Source organism: Neobacillus sp. (assembly GCF_031988165.1).
Taxonomy (GTDB): Bacteria; Bacillota; Bacilli; order Bacillales; family Cytobacillaceae; genus Neobacillus; species Neobacillus rhizosphaerae.
The window spans coordinates 1-20,895 of the sequence record NZ_DALZYO010000037.1 but is presented as its reverse complement, the minus strand read 5'-3'; the positions used below and the strand labels follow the sequence as shown (position 1 = coordinate 20,895).

The following is a 20,895-nucleotide window of genomic DNA, read 5'->3' as shown; positions in this document are numbered from 1 at the left end:
TTGAAATATTCAGATATTTACTTTGCAAGAAGTATGCCAAGCTTTGTTATATAAGGAATCCAAAGAACTTTTTTAAATTTGACTTGTAAATTAAATATTTGAAAGTAATTAGGAAGCAGTAGTAAATTGGTGTACAAATATTTTGACAATAGTTGTCTAAATATTTTGAAAGTGTATAACAAAATGAGACGATCCTAAATCCTAATTCCTTCTATTTAATTTGAACCGTGAGATATTTTTCATGGCACAAAAATTGCATAATATAGCCTGAAATAAAAATGTGAGGTGGATACCAATGGAGCGAATTAGAAAGCTGAGAGAAAGGTTTCATGATTTAGGTGTGGACGGGATGATGATTATCAATCCATGGAACAGATTATACATGTCCGGCTTTACAGGAAGCAATGGTGTTATTCTCATCTCGGAAACTGAAGCAAAACTTATTACCGATTATCGCTATATTGAGCAGGCCCAAAACCAAACTGAGGATTATGATATTGTTTTACACGCTGGACATACAGGTCATAAAGGGAAAATCTTCGAAGAAGTCGCTGTACAAGTAAAAGAAATGAAGATTAGCAAGCTTGGTTTTGAACAAGAACATTTATCGTTTGGATTATTTAGCAGAAATAAAGACCGTCTTTCGAAAGAATTAATTCCTACAAGCGGTGTTGTTGAAAAACTCCGAATGATTAAATCAAAAGATGAAATTGAGAAATTAAGGGCCGCAGCAGATGTTACTGATAAAGCGTTCCTCCATGTCTTAAACTTTGTCCGATCCGGTATATCTGAATTGGATGTAGCGGAAGAACTTGAATTGTTTATTAGGAGGCACGGTTGTACAACCACGGGTTTTTCTCCGATTGTAGTCTCAGGATTTCGTGCCTCATTGCCGCATGGCCGTGCAAGTGAAAAAGTAATTGAAAAAGGGGAAATGATAACAATTGATTTCGGTGCCAATTATCAAGGCTATTGGGCAGATATTTCAAGAGTCATTGCGGTTGGAGAACCTGCACCTGAATTAAGGAAACTCCATGATATTGTTCTTACCTCTTTCGAAACTTGTGTTGCTGGCTTAAGACCAGGGCTAACCGATCAAGAGGTCGATGCTCTAATGAGGAAAAATATTATAAAGCACGGTTTTAACGATCGTTCTGGTACCGGAACGGGACATGGAATAGGACTGGAAGTACATGAAGACCCATTTTTCTCTGTTGTAAAAGACAAAGTATTAGAAGAAAACATGGTGATAACAGTCGAACCTGGCATCTATTTAAATGGCCTTGGCGGAGCCAGGGTTGAGGACGTTATCCTCATCACAGAAAATGGACGTGAAGTTTTGACACCCTCGACTAAGGAATTAGTAATTTTATAGTGGTAACTTGTAATAACCTTAAATCTCATTCGGAGGTTTTTAATAAGAATAACTTCGCTATGTCTAAAGTCCACGAGACTTACATAAAAAATAAGACAGAGTATTCTTAGAAATATAAAGAAAGTAGAGAAAAATTTGGAGGGAGAAAGAATATGAACTTTACTAAAATGTACACTACAGTTGATATGCATGTATACGGTGAGCCATTACGTATTATTACCGGAGGTTTGCCAGAAATAAAAGGCAGCACTCAATTGGAAAGACGAGCATACTGCATGGAGCATTTGGATCATCTACGAGAGATTCTTATGTATGAACCACGGGGGCACCATGGCATGTACGGTTGTATCATAACACCTCCTGCAAGTCCGCATGCCGATTTCGGAGTCTTGTTTATGCATAATGAAGGATGGAGCACCATGTGCGGCCATGGAATCGTTGCTGTTGTAACATATGGAATTGAAACGGGTATGTTCGATATGACAAATGGCAAACAAAAGTTTGTCATTGATAGCCCTGCGGGAGAGGTCATTGCCTATGCCAAATACAATGGAAACCAAGTGGAATCCGTTTCATTTGAAAATGTTCCTTCCTTTGTTTTTAAAAAGGATATTCCGGTGAAAATTGACGGACATGAATTTCAGGTAGATATTGCTTTTGGCGGAGCTTTTTATGCAGTAGTGAACAGTAAGGAAGTTGGTTTAAAAGTGAATTTCAATGATTTACCTGCTATTCAAACATGGGGTGGGAAAATCAAACAATATATTGAAAGCAATATGGAAGTGAAGCACCCGCTTGAACATGATTTAAAAGGAATATATGGTGTTATATTTTCCGATGAGCCAAAGGGAGAAGGCGCTGACTTACGGAATGTGACCATCTTCGCAGATGAGCAAGTCGATCGATCCCCATGTGGAACAGGAACGTCAGCCAGACTAGCTACATTAGTAGAACAAGGAGTTTTAAAAGAAGGTAAGTGTTTTGTCCATGAGTGTATTACCGAGGGGCAATTCATTGGTGAAGTGCTGTCGAGGACAAAGGTAGACAAGTTTGAAGCCATTGTTCCAAAGGTTACGGGCCAGGCGTTTATCACAGGATTCCACCAATTTGTTTTCGATCCAAGAGACCCATTGAAACAAGGGTTCTTATTGGCTTGAGTTTTTGTAAAGTGAATGGCCCAGTTCCAGAAAAACAGAGAGGGATGGGGAAATATGCTGGTTATTAATGCGGAAGAACAGAAGAGTTTAATAGATATGAATGATGTGGTTGATCATGCGGCTAGTGCTCTAAAGGAGTTTTCGGCGTCAAGAACGGTGACCCCAATCCGAGCGGCATTGCCATTCTTTGATGCTCAAAATATAGCGTTAGTGATGCCTTCAGTAGCTGAAGGGCTTGGAACAGTTGGGCTAAAAGTCGTAACAGTAGCTCCAAATAATACAAAAATAGGAAAGAAAACAATAAATGGACTTGTCGTGCTATCAGACTTTGAAACAGGAGAGCCGCTTGCACTTTTGGAAGGGTCATATCTAACGATGGTCAGAACTGGCGCTTTGACTGGTGTAGCGACAAAATATTTAGCAAGGCAAGATTCAAAAACATTATCTGTTATTGGCACAGGGGGACAAAGTGAAGGGTTGGTAGAATCTGTACTCGCTGTTCGGGATATTGAAAGAATTATCGTTTCTAACCGAACTGTACAAAAAGCTGTCGAGTTTGCTGAATACATTACCAAGAAGTTCAATAAGAATGTTCAAGTATATTCAGACCCAAATGAAGCAGTTTGTGAAGCGGATATTATTGTCACTGCAACAAACTCTTCTTCTCCTGTTTTTTCAGAATCATTACAAGCGGGCGTTCACGTGAATGCAATAGGTTCGTTCAAACCAACAATGCAAGAACTTCCGTCCCATGCCATTTCCACAGCTGATAAAGTAGTGGTGGAATCAAAAGAAGCAGCATTAGAGGAGACAGGTGACTTGCAAATCCCGATTAAAGAAGGGGTTTATAAGGAAAGTGATATTTATGCGGAGCTTGGTCAAATCGTTAGTGGAGAATTAAGCGGAAGAGAAAGCAAACAAGAAATAACGATTTTTAAATCAGTAGGTCTAGCTGTTGTTGATATTGTAGTAGCTAAATATGTTTACGAAAAAGCAATTCAAAATGGGGTTGGGACTAGAATTCGCTTGTAGGTTGCAAATATCCGTATCAATAGAGGAGTGTTTATATGAGCAAGCAGTTTCAAATACGATTGAATGCATTAGTTCAGCATTTGAAAGAACGGCAAGTGGACATAGCAATTGTAAATTCGCCTAAAAATGTATTTTACTATACAGGTTTTAACTCTGAACCATTTGAGCGTTTTATGGCTTTAGTCATTGATTTACGCAATGAAACCAATTATTTATTTGTCCCTGCACTTGATCAAGAGGATGCAGAGAAAAGCTCGTATGTAAAACGGATTGTTCCAATCTCAGATGAATTAAATCCTTATAAAGTGTTAAAAGAAACGATTGGAGAAGGCGTTAAATCGATTGGATTAGAAACAAAAAATGTTAGTTTATTTCAACAAGAACAGCTCAATCACTTCTTTTCACGTTTTAGCTATCAAAATGTTGGAGAATTTATTTCCGGCCAGCGAATGAGGAAGACTGCTGATGAGTGCAGCAAGGTCCAATATGCGGTTCAAGTAATTGAAAAAGTACTAAGCGAAGGAATCAAAAGTGTTAAAGAGGGCATGACTGAGCTGGAATTAACAGCAGAATTTGAATATTTAATGAGAAAGTTCGGTGCAGAGGGACCCTCGTTTTCAACGACGGTTTTATCCGGGGAAAAATCATCGATGCCGCATGGCAGCCCTGATGGAAAGAAAATGAAAAAAGGTGATTTCTTATTAATTGACATGGGCGTGATCGTGGATGGATACTGCTCCGACATCACACGCACATTCGTAATAGGAGAGGAAACAGCAGAACAGAGGCGGATTTATGAAATCGTCCGGGAAGCAACACGTAAAGGAGTTCTAGCAGCAAAAGCAGGTGTCATGATTGGGAAGGTTGATACCGCCGCCCGTAATGTAATCAAAGCAAATGGTTATGGCCAGTACTTTAATAACCGTGTTGGCCATGGTTTAGGAATGGAAGTGCATGAAGAACCGTCAATCCATGAAAAAAATGAATTGACGTTAGAACCAGGATTTTTGTTTACCATTGAACCAGGTATTTATATTCCTGGATTCGGCGGTGTACGCATCGAAGAAAATGTATATATCGGAGAAGATGGAGAAGCAAAAGTGCTAACAACCTTTCCAACAGAGTTAATTAGGCTGGGATAATAATGACGGTGAGCCGGATTTAATTGTAATTTAGGGAAATGAAAAAAATAACAAAAGAAGGCCCGTCATTTTTATTATGACGGGCCTTCTTTTTCTATCATCATTTCGTATGGAGACTAGGGGGATCGAACCCCTGACCTCTTGCATGCCATGGAAAAGGTATGCCTAAGTTTTATGTTGTCATGATGTGTTGAATCGTTGGTAATTAAGGATTTTTGACAACTTGTTATTGTTGATTATTGTTATTAATTTGTGGCTGTTGACGAAATTCGTCAACAGTTCGTCAACAAAAATCATTGTGAATTATATTCTCTAGCTATCCTTTTTGAAGGAGGGATTTTTGGACTTTAGGCTGTTTATCATCGTCTCTGCAATTACCCTATGTAAACTTCTCAATTCCTCTTCTGTCGGTTTCCTTTTGGGCACTATTAATCGAATTTCGCCATGTTTTCCAGGTATATTTATAGTGAAGTAATCGGACATTTTTACACACCCCAAAAATCCTCATAATCAACAATATATCCAGCTTCTTTCAAAACCTTTATGATCTTCATAGCATTTTTCATGGATGGCTCATGCTCTGCTGGATGACACAACCTACTGATCGTGCTTTTACTGACTCCGCTTTTTTCTGCTAGCACTTGCTGAGATATTGAATTTTTATCAATAAAGCTGCCGAATCTTGACCTTTGTTTTCCTAATCCTTGATCAAGCATATTATCCCCTCCCTAATACCTTACTTTTCGATAACCATGTCCGAAAATCCTACAAATAAAATTTTTTTCACTTGTAGGAAACATGGACAACCAGTCCGTCATAGGCTTTATCAAGGCAGCTATCAAAGCTGCTATCAAAAATCTACTTTAGTTTTTATCAAGTTACCTACCAATGTATCACTATCAATGTAATGACGCCCTAAGTTCAACATAGACCGTGATTTTAAAATCTGTTTAGAGGGAGGCGGAGCCGGAAGGCCTGGAGAGGGGGTCCGGGGGAGATAAACAATTTAGTTATCAGAATATTACGAGGAGTGTTCAACATGAAAAAACTATTTGCTCATACAGAAACGATTGATTTTAAAACCTTTTGTGAAGGAGGTTCACCAGAATACGTAGCAGCTAAACAAAAGCTTAAAAAAGCCTATCAACAACAACAACAACATAACAGCCTAAAATCGCAATCGCTTGCGAATTCAAGAAACCATACCGCTCAATCCAAATTTGGATTGGGGTCTGAACGTCAATCAAAAAGCCAAACGTTTGGCGATCTAAAAAACAATAATTATCGTCGCAACTTAACCGCCTATTCCCTCTTCATAAACCCTCTCGCACTCTTCGACGTTCATTTCATGCTTGCAGCTGGTGCCGTTCTACTTGTCGCTTTAATCGAAAAGAAGTTAGCAGAAAACGGAATTATAAATATTGCTGCTGTCCTTTCTGGAGCCTTACAAATTGGATTTCCGCTTGTTGCGTTAGGATCCATTATTATTCTAATTTCAAAGTTAGGTGTGTTCTTATAACTCCCTAGATTGAAACTAGGGGGCTGAATTAAATTCAGACCCTATCAAAAAGGAGTGTTTTTATAACGAATCGTGAATTTCACGATTCGTAAATTATCCGATTCGCGAGGTGATTCCATGATTAAAGAATGGCTTGCTAAACAGAAAATGAAAGCCTCTGTCCTCCAGGTATTCCGAAATGCTGACATTGGGATTAGTTACTCATATGGAAATAACGCTGGAAAGGTATACCCTAAGATTCGACAAGTAAAATTCGATTATGAGCATAAAACCGCTATTTGCTACTTCTCACTTCCTACTGGACTGGATCCAAAAGAGATTAAGAAAAAGGAATATTGTTTTCATCAAGTATTCGGTAAAAATATTGAGATAAAAGGTGAGGTAAAGGAATTTTACCTCACCGTATACGCTCATAGGCTTCCATCTGAGCTTACTTATAACTTTGAGCTATATTCCCCTTCCTTTGAAGGAATGGCACTCCCTATCGTTGCAGGAGTAGACCTAAACGGCAAACTAATAGTATTTGACCTGGTAAAGAATCCTCATTTACTAATTGCTGGTGAAACTGGTTCGGGAAAGTCCACACAACTTAGAAGCATTATAACCACTCTTATTCAAGCTGTACCACCCGAACGACTAGAATTGTATCTATGTGACTTGAAACGCTCTGAATTCCACGTTTTTAGACAGGTTAAGCACGTTCAAGGGGTATATGTCTCCCCAAGTGAAATGATGCCTGTATTCCAGTCGCTACAAAGGGAAATGAAGCGTAGAGGCGATATACTAGACGAGAATGAAGTTTCCCATGTTGACGATCTAAAAGAAAAGCTGCCCTATAAAATTGTTTGCATTGATGAGGTTGCATTATTACAAAGTGAAAAGAAAATCATGGACCTGGTGGAAGAGATAAGCGCGATAGGAAGAGCCTTAGGAGTTTTTATTATTCTATCCATGCAGCGGCCAGATAGGAAAGTGCTGGACGGAAAGTTAAAAAACAATTTAACTGTCCGCATGGGCTTTATGTGCGCCGATTTAATTAACTCTCGTATCATTGGCACCCCAGGTAGTGAAAAGATAAAAAAGGAAGGTAGAATGTTACTTAAAACAAAGGATTACGATTTAAAGGAAATTCAAGCCCCTTTTCTAAGCATTGACAAAGCCAAAAAGCTTTTGGAGGGGTACAGGTGCCCAAAAGAATATAAACATTCAAAATCGCCTGTAGATGTATTGAATCTAAAAGAAAACAAAGAGACTGGTATTTTCGAGGTGTTAGACTAATGAAAAAGAGAGATTTAGCCATTTTAAACGACCTTATTCGGTTTAGATGCCTGACAAGGGATGATATATCGAATTACATTTCAACGGCCTAAAACAGCCTGTAACGTCCTGTAATACTGTATTAAAACGATTAAGAAGAGACGGACATATTGAAGTGAGTACCAAGCAGCAACCCTATGTTTATTTTGCTTCACCATCACCAATCAAGAAGGATTCTACAAAGATTCCGCACTTTCTAAAGATAGTGGAGTTTTATAAAGGACTCCTAAAATTTGAGGAGCCACGGTCTTTTATTGTTGAACCTAAATACGGCAAAGGCTACATGGAACCAGATGCCTTCATGATCTGGAAGCGCGCGCCGTTTTTTGTGGAAATTCAGCGTTCTATCTATTCGGATAAGGTGATGAAAGAGAAGGTAAGCCGCTATGAAAGTTATTTTATGAATAATGAATGGAAGAAAGAATCTTGGCAACCGGAAAACAAAAAAGTGTTCCCCACAGTCCTTATGCTGACGGATACGAGATACAACTTAGAAAGCCCTTATGTTCGTTTTATCCAGGTGCAAAATATTCAGCAACTGGTGAACATGTATGAGCCTAAAAAGGAGATTGTAAATAATGGTCCTTTAAAACTGAAAGCATAAAAAAGGGAGTCGGTATTACCGACCCCTTTCCTTGACCATTACACATGCTTAGCTTTTTGTTTATTAACATAGTTTGTCGAGAAAACTTTTAAGCGGTCCACTTCTAGTTCCGTTTCATCCAAAAATTTGTCGAGTTTATCTAATCGCTCCATCTCACGCTTATAGATACGATTCATTTTTTTAATATCCTTTTCTATACCAAGGTCTTTCTTTTTGCCTAACATTTACAACACCTCTTAAAATAGTCTAGCTATTCTCTGATCAAGAACCTGGAATTCTGTAATATGTTTATATTGAATTTGAGCTATTTGACGACCATCCAAAATAACCGGTGCTGGATGAATAACAATGTTTTGATCTACACTCTTTGTAGGAGCAGTAACATTTTGAACATGATAAATGTTAGTATTAGACATTCTATTAGCTGCTGCATTAGCTGCACTTATGCTTTGACTAACCCCTGCTGCAAAACTATCCGGCATTCCAAAACTAGCCATTCTATTAGCTGCTGCTTTGATTAGACCACTGTTTTGATTAATCCCTTCTGCAACCCCTGCTGGGATCCATTTACCTACTTGATCACGCATGACACGACTCGGGCTGTGAATTCCAAGAAAATCTTTCATTCCTTCGGGGATTAACTTAGCAATGCTTTTAATTTTCTCTTTTACAGCACCAACCATAGAGCCTATTCCATTGATAAGACCGTTAACGATATCTTTTCCAATCTGCACCAAGTCAATGCCTTTAAAGGTGGAAACGATATTTTCCATTATGTTTTTTGCCGTCTGTTTAATTGTTTCCCATGCGCCTTTCCAGTCACCAGTAAAAATCTTTACGAAAACTTGGATGATACCCAAAATTAAATCAATAGCATTTTTTATACTTGTTTTAATCAATGCCCAAGCAACTTGAACAACTCCGGAAATAATTGGCCAAACACTCTGAAAAACCCCCTGGATAAACCCCATAACCATTTGGATATTAGACCAAACCATTCCGAAATAAGTTTGCACAATGGTCATAATTCCTTTTCCGTTTTCAGACCAAAAAGCTTGGATTTTTGATAGTATTTCTCCAAAAAACGTCATCACATTGGACATGACTGACTGGACGATATTCCAGATAAAATCTAATGCAACAGAAAAGGCATTTTTAATAGATTCCCATATTCCTTGAACCTTTGTTCGGAAAGCCTCGTTGTTCTTATATAACCCTACAAAAGCAGCCGTTAGCCCTGCTATAGCTGCTACAGTAATTCCGATTGGACCCGTAATAACTGTTAAGGCAGGAGCTAACCATGCGACCAATCCACCAGCTTCAGCAATTGCTATAGAAAGCCCTCCAAAGGCACCAACAATAGTACCAATGCTTGAAATAAATGTACCGGCAACAACAAGTAACGGTCCAATAGCTGCCGCTATGCCAGCTGTTGCTAGAATTACTTTTTGCGAGCTTGCACTTAATTTGGCGAATTTATCAATCCACGGTTGTAGTTTATTTAAAAATTTCATTGTGATTGGGATTAAAATATTGCCTAGCGTAATGCCTATATCTTTTAATTTATTCACCATAATTTTCATTTGGGAGGCAGTTGTTTTATACCGTTGAGATGCCTCATTTGTTAAAGCGTTGTTTTCTTTCCACCCATTTGTACCAACTTCAAGTGATCTCGTAAAAACAGCACTTGCTCCAGATGCTCTCATTAAAGCATCGCGCACCCGAATTTCTCCAAGTCCCATATCGCCAAGTACAGCTGCAACATTTCCTCCACCTTGCTTAATACTATCCAAACCTTTGATAAATGCGATAATTGCTTCGCTTGGGTCTTTTTTAAATGACTCAGCAAATTGTTTTGATGATATCCCTGCTACTTTGGCAAATTGCTTGAGTGCTGTTCCACCACTTAATGATGCGGTGTTCATTTCTAACATAACCCTTGAAAAAGCAGTACCGCCACTTTCTGCTTCAATTCCCACTGAACTAAGTGCACCAGCAAACGAAAGTACTTTAGCTTCACTCATTCCCACTTGGTGTCCGGCACCCGCAAGACGTAATCCCATTTGGACAATTTCGCTCTCTGTGGTGGCTAAATTATTACCAAGAGCAACAATTGTTGACCCTAGTCTATCAAAGTTTTTTTGTGGCATTTGCGTGATATTCGCAAATCGCGCTAAAGCTGTTGCTGCATCATCGCTAGTCATGTTTGTAGCCACGCCTAAATCCACCATAGTCCGAGTAAAGCCTAATATATTTTCTTTTTGTATTCCTAGCTGCCCTGCTGCCTCCGCTACACCGGCAATTTCCGTAGCAGTCGCTGGAATTTCTTTAGCCATTTTTCTAATACCGGATTCAAGTTTCTTAAATTCTACTTCCGTTCCATCTACTGTTTTGCGGACACCAGCAAAGGCTGATTCAAAATCTACAGCAGTTTTAAAAGCGGCAACACCAGCTGCAACAATAGGCGCTGTCACTTTCATAGATAAGTCTTTTCCGATGTTTTTCATCTTATCGCCGACGGCTTTCATTTTATCGCCAACTACTTGTAATTGCCGGCCCGTCTGATACCAACCACTAGATTGTGTGCGGATTCGCTGATTTATCTCGTCCAGTTCCGAATTCATACGAGCCATAGATGCTTGAGCATTATTATAAGCAACTAACATTCGCTGAGTAGCTGCATCATCTTCTCCTCTTGTAGCTTTTAACTGTTCGTAACGATTTTTCAGTTGTTCTACTTTCTGCCCTTGTACTTGTATAGACTGTTCTAAATACCTCGATTTAGCCTTTAAGCCGTCCATTGTGTTTCCGAAATTTTTAATGCCGGCACCAGTCAGTCTGAACTCTGATTGAGCGATTTTCAGACGATTATTGACGTCTTGTAGACCTCTTTTAAACTCAGCGTTGGTTAAGGTCAAATCAATATGCAAGGATCCAACATCTTCTGCCATGTATCACCTCACCTCCTAAAGTACGTCATCGATAAATCCAGTTTTTTCGGCACTTGTTTCAGACATCAACTCAAAATAAAAACCAATGTCCATTTCGTCTATTTCGTGGAGTTTATAGCCGTTTTTCATTAAATCTCGATATAAATCTTTTATCGTTTCGTAGGGGGTCTTTTGGCTTTTTTTGAGTTTGAGACACCTTCTACACCTTTCGTTGCCTGGTTGACGACTTCACTAAATACTTCCTGCAACTTTGGGAACATTCCTGCTAATTCTAGTCCATCCCATACATCATCCGGTGTAAATTGACTTCCAAAGGCTTCGCAAACAAACTCGATTAATTCATCCATCATTCCGACATTTATAGATTCGCCATGCAGTTTATCATTCATTTCAAGGGCTTTTCGAAAAATACGACCTTTAATAGCTGGGGCAAAAAACTTTTCTTCTTTATCGTTGATCAATAATGTAAGTTCCATTTTTGAACATCTCCTAATAAATTTTTATTTAAAAAAGGGAGTCTACTAGAGACTCCAAAAAAGGAATGATAGTGTTTAAGATGAATGAAAGAAAAAACTGGCCTTACTAAAACAAAAGAAGATATATATTAAATCCATATGGATCTAATAACAAATAAGTGGTGTTTATGCCTTCTTGATTCGAGTAAATCCTTTGTAGCTCGACACGTTACCACCAGCAAATACGCTACCCTTAATACAAATTTGACCACTCTTAAACTTGAAATCTCTTGATTCTTGGATATCAAGTCCTGAGAAGATAGGCATTTCATAAGCCAATGCCCGACCATATGCCATAAAGAACTCACCAGACGTAGCATCAGCAAATTTTTTCGCCGCACTATTAATGATGAACGGTACTTCGAAAGAATCTTGGCTGCTAATTGTACCAGCGTTGCCAGTAGCATCAAGTTTGATCTTGTAGTAACGATCACCGCTTGCAGTACGTAATTTTGAAAAATCCGAAAGTGTTTGCTTATTTAGGATTAAGGAGCAATTACCTTCCACAGACTCATCTCCACCATAACCAAATACGATTTTATCAAGTGTATCTGCATCAATCGCTGTAATGGTTAGATCAGATGTAGTTGGGATAACATTAGCTGGTGCTTTGAAAATACCAACAAGGCTGTTTGCTCCGCCGGTACCGACTAAGATTTGTTGAGCTAATTTCTTTCGGATTGCTGTTCTAGCTGCACCTAATGCAAAGGTTAGGTAATAATCTCCGCCAAGTTTCGCGACCTGTTCACTTACCTCGAAATAAGTAGTTATCTCAGCCTTATTGATTTGAACAAAATCTGTTTTAGGATCACTTTCGTAATAATCTGCACCTTCAGTGGTGTAATCAGCATCACCACTAGAAACGATAAATCCAGATTTGTAAGCCTCTCCGCCTTGTAATGGAATAGATTTAACTTGATCTACCAGGGAACTTACTTCGTTAAACCCTTGGTTTAATTGGTTACTAGAATGAGTCGGTGTAACTACCTTTCCGGATCCAATCGTAAGGGCCCGTATTTCCGATTCATTAATATCGAAAGATACGGCTTTACCGCTTGTGAATTGGTTAGCGCGTTGCTCAAATTGTTCCCTGTTCTCGGCTGACCGTTGATTTGATTGTTGATTTTGATAGCCGAAACCATAGGTTGCAATTGGATTTAATTGACCTTGTGGAGTGTATCTGACCTCATGTTCCTGACTATCTCGAATTTCCTCTAATTCTTCGTTGAGCTCGTCTAGTTGAAGGCTAATTTGACGAATTTCAACCTCACTATTGCTGGCTTTTCCTCGTTTTATTAGGTCCTTTTTTTCCTTTTTAATCTCGTTGATTCTAGTTGCTGGATCTGTATTACCCATGATTTTTTCACCTGCCAATTTAAAGTTGTTTTTTTACTCGTTTTTGAGTTCTCCAACTCTACTGACCAGTAAGCATTATCCAATGCCAGGTTACATTATCCAATGTGAACATCGATCACGAGCGTATTTATGAAAATCTCCTTTGGGAGAAAATCACCGTAATTATTTTTTGTTATTAGCTTTCCATTCAAGAAACTCTGCATATTCCAGATGTTCCTCATATTTTTTAATAGCTTCGTTTACACTATCTAAAGAGAAAGTGTGTTGCATACCTTTTAACGAACCTAAAATATGTTTTATTTCTACAACTGACATATCTTTGTGAAAAGGGAGTTTAAGAAATAAATTATCTTTCATTTCTTCTTCACGTTTTAAATCTCGATCAATAGCACTGCGTAAAATATCCGATGTTGAAAATTTCTTACCGAATTCTTCGTTAAGTTTTTCGGCAATTCCTTCTATTTTCTCTGCAATCTCTTCTGGAACCCTGACTGTTAATACTTTATCTGCCAAAGTAATCACTCCTGACTCTATTAATTGTATTTATTATATACTTTGTATACAAAGAATACAATAGCAATCCACAAGGAATAAAAGTCGATTTCAAACTTTTTCGAAAAACCTTGGACGATTTTCAATTTTCTTGGCCTATGTCACAAATGCGTCCCCTCTCCGGTCCCTCAGCTATTTGTGCATTTTTTTAACCCCGGGGGTAGTTACCACTTGTTTTTTTCTTCTTCACGCTCTCTTAGCTCCACAATTCTTTTATCCAGTTCATATTTCTTTTTATTTAGATTTAATTGCTCTTCATCCATTTGCCGTTGGTGCTGCTGATCAGAGAACAAATTAAAGTACTTGCCCAGCTGCTCGAGTGCCTTCATCTTGTCGTTAAGCTTTAGTGACACGCTGCCATCCTTATTAATCTTTAATTCTTGTATCAGTGTCCCATCAATCTGTGTAGTGTCCTTTAACTTAATATGGCCGTTGTCATACTCTAAGAAGTCCGTGATATCTGCGAATGCAATGTCAATGTACTTTTGGATGACTGCCATTCCATCCAAGTACATTTGTTTATGCTGCTTAGCTTTTAATCTTTCTATTTCCCTTTTTATACAAGGGTTTACAAGGTGTTTATATCCTTCTGAATTTGCAGTGTCATAAGAGCAGTTATAGGCCTTCTGATAAGCTTTTGTGGCACTGTAGTACTTGATGTAATAAGTACAGAATAGCTTTTGTTTGTCCGTTAATTTATTTGTTCTTTTTCGTTTTCTAGTCACATGGATTCAACTCCTAGAAGAAAGGCAAGCTTTACAATTGCACGGTTTCTATATTTGGTATAAGCAACTGGTGAAATTGAAGGGTTAAAGCGTTCCTTATACACATTGGAGTCACTTATGTAGTCGCTATCTGGTTGTAAATATCTCTCGGTAATAAGGAACTTTTCTTGGTCAGGTAGTTCATTTACTGCTGCTTCAACCCTTTTACATTTTTTAATGAATTTTTCATGCTGCTCACTAGAATAAAATGCCGATTCACTTTCAAGAGCCAGAACGGATTTAACTATTCTGTATTGTTCAAGGCATTTACTCACAGCTGCATGAATCCTTTTCTTATCTGCAGTGGTTAAAATATTTACTAGTTCCATTCCTTTCACCTCTATGCTAGAATTTAGATGAAAAAGAATAGTTCGATTTTAGTACCTTCACTAAGAAATAGTGGAGGTTTCTTTCTTTTCTCTTTCTGCTGCTTTACTTTCCGAAATTTTATATAGCTTCATATGTCCAGTGTTTAGATAAATTTTTTCTAAATCATTCTCGATGTTATTTAGTGAAAGAATATTGTTAATTATGTCGAACGCTACTTCTTCACGGGAGTAAAATTCATCGTTTACCAAAACGTCTACTAACTCCATTAATTTTGCCTTTGTCTCTGCTAAATTTGATAGTGTACTAAGATTCATTGAATTTCCTCCTAATATTTATTCAGACCTTATTTCTTCCAGGTACCTTTGAAATGCTGGTATAAACGCGAGAATGTTTCCGTTATTGTCTTTCGGTAAATTAGCAAAATGGTAATATACAATATCCTCAAATTCCTCATGATCCGTTAATTCTTCGATTCTTTCAATTTCCTTCAAAAGAACTTCATGATTTTTTTCGGAGACCATCATATGTTGCTTATGATATTTATTAAAGAAATGTTGATTATAAATTTTTAAAAAGAGACTGCCTTGGATTGGCAAATCCAAGTATATTTTTTTCTTTATCATTTCTTTACTCTTTATATACTGGGTATCGTCTTGTAGACCTCTAGAGGTATCGTTTTGTAGACTTCTAGAAGTATCGTTTTGTAGACTAGTGGAAGAATATTTTTCGATTTGCCATTCATCATAATTTTTGTTAAATGAAAGTATTTTCGACTTTCTTCCGCCACCCTTTTGAATTTCCAAAAGGACTTTATTTTCTATTAGTCCTTTTAAACTTTCGCTAACCCTAGTCCTTGTTAAATTAGTTGTTGACTCTAAGAACCCCAATGAAAATTCATGCTCTTCCCTTTGATATCCATATGTGTATCGCCAAACAACTAAAATGATTTTTAATTGATTTGTTGTAAATTTATATCTCTGGATCGCCTCTAATGATTGGTTGGAAATCTTAGTAAACCATTCATTGTTTTGTATGCCTGACATTCACCTCACCTTTTTCTTCTTTTCCTCTCCCAAGGAGGCGTTTTGCTGCCTGACCAAATTTCGACTTTCCCATCATTTACACCAGCATATAAATTCCGACCGGGATGCCCGCTCCATTGGAGATAAGTCTTTTCATCAATTCTTCCTGACATAAAAGAGCACTCTTTGCATTCATGGTAATCGCCCTGATCCTCAGTGTACTGTTCCCATTCAGTTTCAATTTCTCTCGAGCAAAGATTGCATTTGATACCCATAACTTGTTTTGGAAATTTCACTTTCATCACCGCCCTTACATCTGTTTAGCTAGTTAATGTCTACATTAATGCCGAAATTGTAGACATTAACCCCGAAAATGATTACATTAATCACTTTTGGTGGTACGCTTCCCAATTAATTATTTGGTTTACTGCTTCATCCCTGGATAGATCACCAGTTGCATATTCAAAAGCAATCTTGACATATTCATCAGCTTCAAAAATCCCGCGTTCCTCTTTTGGCATTCCAGTGAATTGCTTGATTGCATTAAATATCTCGTTCTCCAAAAAGCTAATTGTTTTAAAATCAACACTGCCTTTCGGAAATAGATTGGCCGTGTGAAATGCGATTTTCAGCATTTCAAGTAATTGCCCAACAACTAGTTGTTTAATCTCTTCTTCAATCATTCCGATTCCTGCCTTTCAAATTAGTTTTTAATACCAAGTCCCGTTGGATACATAGTGCCACCAGTCACCATTGCCGTAATAAACATTCAAGCATTTTTCTTCTTGATTTCTTTCAACCTTCACGATGTTGGAAAGAGTGTACTTTGCTCGCTTTTCTAAACCCATGCTGCGGTTATGGTCAGCGTAAACTTTTAGAAGCAGTTGGTACTCTTGATTGGTCAGATGTTTAGCCACGGGTAATTTTTTCATTTTTATGCCTCCTCACAAACATTTTCGTATTCCTGCTTTGCTATCCACGCATCCAGAGTAACTTTACGAAACATAATTCGATTACCGATACGATAATGCGGGATTGACTTTTGACGTACCATTTCACGCAATTTGAATTCGGATGCTCCGATGTAAGGAGCTGCTTCTTTTACTGTCATTCGTTCCATGTTTTTCACCACCATAATTTTTTTGTTGATACATCAACATTGTTGATACATCAAATATAATATGTTTATGTTGCTGTGTCAACATACATTTATTTATTTTTTTGTATATATTGTTGATTCACCAACAAAAGGGTATTATGTTATTGAAAGGAGGTAGGTTATTTTGGATGTTGTTGAATTTGGTATCTATATAAAAGAACTTAGAAAAAATGCTGGCTTAACGCTTTCTAAGCTTTCAGAAGTTTCTGGGGTATCCCATCCTTATCTATCACAAATTGAAAACGGGAAATTAAAAAAATATCCATCATCGGAAATTCTCATAAAAATCGCTAAACACCTTAATATTCACTATGCACATTTGTTAAAAAAGGTTGGGTATATTGATGAAGGCACTATAATGGTTGATGGTGAATTGTTAGTGTCTGAGGAAGAATATGAAGCATTTAAAAAAACTAGAGATGAAAGATATGAAAATGAAGAAGATGAAGAAAATCTATTTGATCTATTCAATTATCTTGAAATTAAAGATATTACTTACAAAGGAGATTATGTAACCGATAATCAACGTAAATTGATAGTATCTTACTTAGATGCACTATTTTCTAAAACGGATAAGGAGGATTAATATTTCATGGCAAGTATGCAAAAACGCGGCGAGAACTCCTGGTTGCTTGTTGTAGAATCTGGATATAATGCCAAAGGCGATAGGGCACGAAGGACAAAAACAGTGAGGGTGGAGGATAAGGCTTTATTAAAAACAAAGAAAAAATTACAAGACTATTTAGATGGGGAATTATACAAGTTTAGAATTGAGGTAGAAGCAGGGGAGTATATTTCCCCTGAAAAAATGTTGTTCTCTGCATTTGTTGAGGAATGGAGAAAGAAATATCTAATTAAGGAGTTTTCTCAAACAACTATAAATCAATATAATTCATTATTAAAAAATCATATATTACCGGCTTTTGGCCATATAAGAATAGATAAATTTAATACAATGCAAATTATCAACCTATTTTCACAGTTGAGGGAGAAAGGTTCTAGAAAAGATGGACGAGGGGAAACATTATCCGACAGAACGATATCACATGTTTATAGGGTTTTAAAAAAGTTATTCGATAAAGCGGAAGAATGGAATGTGATTAAAGATAACCCAATTAAAAAGGTATCAAAACCTAAGTTCGAGGAAAAGGAAATGGAGTATTATGAAGGGGAAGAGGCAAGGTTTGTAATTTTAGCCTTAGAAAAAGAAGAGATAATGTGGAAGTTATTCTTTTTGGGAGCAATGTTAGGCGGTCTTAGACGCGGTGAATTAATCGCATTACAATGGTCTGATATTGATTTTGAAACTTTATGTATTTCAATCGATAAAAACATTCCTCTAACGGAAAATGGTGAACCGATTATAAAAAAACCAAAAACTAAAAAATCTATTCGTATTGTAGATATGCCGGAATGGTATATGGAGGACCTAAAAAGATACAAGCTCGCTTGGAAACAAACAAAACTTTGTCTAGGAAACCACTGGGAAGGCGGAGATAAGGAGTATATTTTTCATGGAGGAAAAGGGAAGCCTTTATTTCATACAACACCAACAACAAAATGGAGAAGGTTTATTGATAAAAATAACTTAAAATATATTCGTCTTCATGATCTACGTCATACAATGGTAACTTTATTAATTGAAGCTGGGACCAACATGAAAGCAATACAAAAAAGAGCTGGACATTCCAGCGTGAAAGTTACCTCAGATATTTATGGGCATATAACAAAAAAGGTCAGCCGGGCAACAGCAGACCAGTTTAATAAATTTGATCCAAATCGTTTCGTCAACAATTCGTCAACAATCGATAAAAACGGATCATAATTTAAAGTAATGAAAAAAGAAAAAACCCTTATAGCACAAGGGTTTTTCTTTATGGAGACTAGGGGGATCGAACCCCTGACCTCTTGCATGCCATGCAAGCACTCTCCCAGCTGAGCTAAGCCCCCAATATGATTGGTACAAGAGAAATTATATCTGCATTATAAAATTCTTGCAAGAGAAAATTTTAAGATAGGGGACAAAATTTTCGCCATTAGCTTATACTTTCTATTTCCACCTTTTGTACCCCGTCTAAATTTGATACAGTTGCATAAACTTCAGTTGTCTTTTCTCGATAATCAACTGCCACTAATATTTGAACTAAATGATCCCCGTTATCTAAATCTTTTATCTTGAGCCTACGTATAATATATTTTTTCTCTATTAAAAAAGAAATAGCTGTATCGATTTGCGCTTGATCTCTTATAAATAGCTGAAGCATAATTTCTTTTTCCCGTAATTGTTTAGGACCCAATATTTTCATTAAAAAGGGTATTAATTCTACACTAATAATAAGTAATGCTACACCGGCAAAGGCTTCTACATAAAAGCCGGCACCTACTGCAATACCAATGCCTGCTGCTCCCCAAATCATCGCAGCCGTTGTCAACCCGGAAATGCTGTCATTCCCTCTTCTTAAAATGACCCCAGCCCCTAAAAAGCCAATGCCTGAGACAATTTGAGCTGCAAGTCGAAGTGGATCCATGGTGATTTTTACTTGATCTGAATTAGGAAACATATAAGCTGATTGAATCGATACAATCGTCAGCAAACAGCTTACAACGGAAATGACGAGACTTGTCTTTAGTCCAACAGGCTTTCTCTTTAATTCACGTTCAAGACCAATGATTAGGCCAAATGCTGCTGATAGTCCTAGTTTGATTAATATATCAACATCGATACTGCTCATATCAATTCACGTCCATTTTTAAGTTTATTGACTGAAGTTTTGATAAACTGATAGAAAATATTTTAGGATTAAATTAAACTGATGGAAGCCCTACATTGATTCTACACATAAAGGAGACTCTAATGGAAGAACCAAAAATAAATCCTTACGCCGCATTAGCTGTTGGTGTCATTGCCGTATCGGCCTCAGCTATTTTTGTAAAGCTTAGTACGGCACCCTCTGGGGTAATCGCTTTTTACCGTCTGTTTTTTTCTGTCCTATTCATGCTACCCCTATTTTTAACTAAACATGTTTCAGAACTGCGTCTGATTACGAAAAAAGACTGGCTATTTTCCGCAATTGCCGGGATATTATTAGCTTTTCATTTTATTCTGTGGTTTGAATCTCTAAACTACACTTCGGTTGCAAGTTCTACAGTCCTGGTCACATTACAGCCATTATTTGCTTTTGTGGGCACCTATATCTTCTTTAAGGAGAAATTGTCCAGTACAGCAATCATTAGTGGGATTATTGCAGTGGCTGGGAGTGTCGTTATTAGTTGGGGGGACTTCCGAATTAGTGGAACAGCATTATTTGGAGATGCCCTTGCCCTAATTGCTTGCGCATTTGTCACAGCTTATTTATTATTCGGTCAAAATGTTCGAAAAAGACTATCTCTTATTACATATACATTTGTTGTTTATTTTATGAGTTCAGTAACCCTTTTAATTTATTCACTGGCGGTAAATCAGCCATTATTTCCATATCCATCAAAGGATTGGATTTATTTTATTCTGCTTGCCCTTATCCCTACCTTACTTGGACACACCTTGTTCAATTGGTCTTTAAAATGGCTCAGCACCTCGAGCATTTCAATGGCTATATTATTCGAGCCAGTTGGAGCTGCGATTCTCGCCTACTTTTTATTAGATGAATTTGTTATTTGGACACAGCTTGTGGGCGGAGGAATTGTAATTGGTGGAATCCTGCTTTTTGTTATGGATGAAAGGAAAAGATTGAAAGTAAATAATAGTGTAAAGGAACAATGATTGTTAGAGAGCATATATTTCCCTAAAAGAAGATGAATGCAGATTGCAATATACATTTTGAAAAAACTTTTAAAATTATATTGCAATCATAATTTTTTCGTGTTATATTAATTCTCGTCCTCTTCGAGAGAGTCAAATAACGAAAAAAAGAAATAAAAAAATGTTATTGACATTATGAAGATGGATATGATAAATTAAAGAAGTCGCTTTTGAGCGGCGGAAGAAAATAGACTTAGACGAGTACTTATAAAATCGATAAGATTTAATGAGGAAAATCAAAATTGCTCTTTGAAAACTAAACAAACAAAAACGTCAACAAACAAAAAAATTATTAGTTTCA

The 20,895-nt window shown here is 37.3% G+C and carries 24 protein-coding genes, 1 tRNA gene and 1 pseudogene; 10 read left to right on the top strand and 16 right to left on the bottom strand.

What is annotated here, in order from left to right:
* Positions 1 to 295: 295 nt before the first annotated feature.
* The 4 genes from RTR43_RS19695 to RTR43_RS19680 all read left to right on the top strand — a co-directional run bounded on the left by RTR43_RS19695 (position 296) and on the right by RTR43_RS19680 (position 4,706).
* Complete coding sequence (locus RTR43_RS19695) at positions 296 to 1,375, top strand: M24 family metallopeptidase (RefSeq protein WP_312474203.1); 1,080 nt, start codon at positions 296 to 298, stop codon at positions 1,373 to 1,375.
* Positions 1,376 to 1,527: 152 nt separating this feature from the next.
* Entirely contained in the window at positions 1,528 to 2,532 is a 1,005-nt protein-coding gene (locus tag RTR43_RS19690; RefSeq protein ID WP_312474200.1) for a proline racemase family protein, read from the top strand.
* A gap of 54 nt (positions 2,533 to 2,586) precedes the next feature.
* A complete protein-coding gene (locus RTR43_RS19685; RefSeq protein WP_312474197.1) occupies positions 2,587 to 3,564 on the top strand; it encodes an ornithine cyclodeaminase family protein in 978 nt (325 codons plus the stop codon).
* Between the two features lie 35 nt (positions 3,565 to 3,599).
* Complete coding sequence (locus RTR43_RS19680) at positions 3,600 to 4,706, top strand: M24 family metallopeptidase (protein ID WP_312474195.1); 1,107 nt, start codon at positions 3,600 to 3,602, stop codon at positions 4,704 to 4,706.
* A gap of 485 nt (positions 4,707 to 5,191) precedes the next feature.
* On the opposite strand, the gene RTR43_RS19675 is transcribed toward RTR43_RS19680, so the two are convergent.
* Positions 5,192 to 5,422 carry a helix-turn-helix transcriptional regulator gene (locus RTR43_RS19675; RefSeq protein ID WP_312474192.1) on the bottom strand — a complete coding sequence of 77 codons (231 nt, stop codon included), beginning with the start codon at positions 5,420 to 5,422 and terminating at the stop codon, positions 5,192 to 5,194.
* Positions 5,423 to 5,745: 323 nt separating this feature from the next.
* On the opposite strand from RTR43_RS19675, the gene RTR43_RS19670 reads away from it, so the two are divergent.
* The 3 genes and pseudogenes from RTR43_RS19670 to RTR43_RS19660 all read left to right on the top strand — a co-directional run bounded on the left by RTR43_RS19670 (position 5,746) and on the right by RTR43_RS19660 (position 8,146).
* The gene (locus RTR43_RS19670) at positions 5,746 to 6,225 is read left to right on the top strand and encodes a hypothetical protein (RefSeq protein WP_312474189.1); all 480 of its coding nucleotides are present in this window, start codon (positions 5,746 to 5,748) and stop codon (positions 6,223 to 6,225) included.
* Positions 6,226 to 6,342: 117 nt separating this feature from the next.
* Positions 6,343 to 7,503, top strand: coding sequence for an FtsK/SpoIIIE domain-containing protein (locus tag RTR43_RS19665; RefSeq protein ID WP_312474185.1), 1,161 nt, complete (start codon positions 6,343 to 6,345; stop codon positions 7,501 to 7,503).
* A pseudogene (locus RTR43_RS19660) lies at positions 7,503 to 8,146 on the top strand (replication-relaxation family protein). The gene RTR43_RS19665 and the pseudogene RTR43_RS19660 overlap by 1 nt, the downstream one beginning before the upstream one ends.
* 38 nt (positions 8,147 to 8,184) lie before the next feature.
* On the opposite strand, the gene RTR43_RS19655 reads toward RTR43_RS19660, so the two are convergent.
* From RTR43_RS19655 to RTR43_RS19595, 13 genes are all read right to left on the bottom strand, one after another.
* On the bottom strand, positions 8,185 to 8,370 hold the full coding sequence (locus tag RTR43_RS19655) for a hypothetical protein (protein ID WP_312474182.1): 186 nt from the start codon (positions 8,368 to 8,370) through the stop codon (positions 8,185 to 8,187).
* 12 nt (positions 8,371 to 8,382) lie between these two features.
* Positions 8,383 to 11,097, bottom strand: a complete 2,715-nt coding sequence (locus RTR43_RS19650) for a phage tail tape measure protein (RefSeq protein ID WP_312474180.1) — start codon at positions 11,095 to 11,097, stop codon at positions 8,383 to 8,385.
* Positions 11,098 to 11,246: 149 nt separating this feature from the next.
* A complete protein-coding gene (gene gpG, locus RTR43_RS19645; RefSeq protein ID WP_312474177.1) occupies positions 11,247 to 11,573 on the bottom strand; it encodes a phage tail assembly chaperone G in 327 nt (108 codons plus the stop codon).
* A 165-nt stretch (positions 11,574 to 11,738) separates the two neighbouring features.
* Positions 11,739 to 12,968 (bottom strand): phage major capsid protein, encoded by a 1,230-nt coding sequence (locus RTR43_RS19640; RefSeq protein WP_312474174.1) that lies wholly within the window; start codon positions 12,966 to 12,968, stop codon positions 11,739 to 11,741.
* A 162-nt stretch (positions 12,969 to 13,130) separates the two neighbouring features.
* Positions 13,131 to 13,481 (bottom strand): hypothetical protein, encoded by a 351-nt coding sequence (locus tag RTR43_RS19635; protein WP_312474172.1) that lies wholly within the window; start codon positions 13,479 to 13,481, stop codon positions 13,131 to 13,133.
* A gap of 203 nt (positions 13,482 to 13,684) precedes the next feature.
* Positions 13,685 to 14,245: a terminase small subunit gene (locus RTR43_RS19630; protein WP_312474169.1), complete on the bottom strand. Its 561-nt coding sequence runs from the start codon at positions 14,243 to 14,245 to the stop codon at positions 13,685 to 13,687.
* Positions 14,242 to 14,613: a hypothetical protein gene (locus tag RTR43_RS19625; protein ID WP_312474167.1), complete on the bottom strand. Its 372-nt coding sequence runs from the start codon at positions 14,611 to 14,613 to the stop codon at positions 14,242 to 14,244. The genes RTR43_RS19630 and RTR43_RS19625 overlap by 4 nt, the downstream gene beginning before the upstream one ends.
* 60 nt (positions 14,614 to 14,673) lie before the next feature.
* Entirely contained in the window at positions 14,674 to 14,928 is a 255-nt protein-coding gene (locus RTR43_RS19620; protein WP_312474165.1) for a hypothetical protein, read from the bottom strand.
* An 18-nt stretch (positions 14,929 to 14,946) separates the two neighbouring features.
* Complete coding sequence (locus tag RTR43_RS19615) at positions 14,947 to 15,657, bottom strand: replication protein (protein ID WP_312474162.1); 711 nt, start codon at positions 15,655 to 15,657, stop codon at positions 14,947 to 14,949.
* A gap of 5 nt (positions 15,658 to 15,662) precedes the next feature.
* On the bottom strand, positions 15,663 to 15,932 hold the full coding sequence (locus RTR43_RS19610; RefSeq protein ID WP_312474158.1) for a hypothetical protein: 270 nt from the start codon (positions 15,930 to 15,932) through the stop codon (positions 15,663 to 15,665).
* Positions 15,933 to 16,022: 90 nt separating this feature from the next.
* Positions 16,023 to 16,319 carry a hypothetical protein gene (locus RTR43_RS19605; RefSeq protein WP_312474156.1) on the bottom strand — a complete coding sequence of 99 codons (297 nt, stop codon included), beginning with the start codon at positions 16,317 to 16,319 and terminating at the stop codon, positions 16,023 to 16,025.
* A 27-nt stretch (positions 16,320 to 16,346) separates the two neighbouring features.
* Entirely contained in the window at positions 16,347 to 16,568 is a 222-nt protein-coding gene (locus RTR43_RS19600) for a hypothetical protein (RefSeq protein ID WP_312474154.1), read from the bottom strand.
* A 2-nt stretch (positions 16,569 to 16,570) separates the two neighbouring features.
* On the bottom strand, positions 16,571 to 16,756 hold the full coding sequence (locus RTR43_RS19595) for a helix-turn-helix domain-containing protein (RefSeq protein ID WP_312474151.1): 186 nt from the start codon (positions 16,754 to 16,756) through the stop codon (positions 16,571 to 16,573).
* A 163-nt stretch (positions 16,757 to 16,919) separates the two neighbouring features.
* On the opposite strand from RTR43_RS19595, the gene RTR43_RS19590 reads away from it, so the two are divergent.
* Together RTR43_RS19590 and RTR43_RS19585 are read left to right on the top strand one after the other, a co-directional pair.
* Positions 16,920 to 17,381: a helix-turn-helix domain-containing protein gene (locus RTR43_RS19590; protein ID WP_312474149.1), complete on the top strand. Its 462-nt coding sequence runs from the start codon at positions 16,920 to 16,922 to the stop codon at positions 17,379 to 17,381.
* Positions 17,382 to 17,387: 6 nt separating this feature from the next.
* A complete protein-coding gene (locus RTR43_RS19585) occupies positions 17,388 to 18,620 on the top strand; it encodes a tyrosine-type recombinase/integrase (RefSeq protein WP_312474146.1) in 1,233 nt (410 codons plus the stop codon).
* A gap of 52 nt (positions 18,621 to 18,672) precedes the next feature.
* Here RTR43_RS19585 and RTR43_RS19580 read toward each other — a convergent pair.
* A tRNA-Ala gene (locus RTR43_RS19580) sits at positions 18,673 to 18,745 on the bottom strand.
* Positions 18,746 to 18,831: 86 nt separating this feature from the next.
* A complete protein-coding gene (locus RTR43_RS19575) occupies positions 18,832 to 19,527 on the bottom strand; it encodes an MgtC/SapB family protein (protein WP_312474144.1) in 696 nt (231 codons plus the stop codon).
* Between the two features lie 122 nt (positions 19,528 to 19,649).
* Here RTR43_RS19575 and RTR43_RS19570 point away from each other — a divergent pair, with 122 nt between their 5' ends.
* Positions 19,650 to 20,555: a DMT family transporter gene (locus tag RTR43_RS19570; RefSeq protein WP_312474142.1), complete on the top strand. Its 906-nt coding sequence runs from the start codon at positions 19,650 to 19,652 to the stop codon at positions 20,553 to 20,555.
* Positions 20,556 to 20,895: the final 340 nt, after the last annotated feature.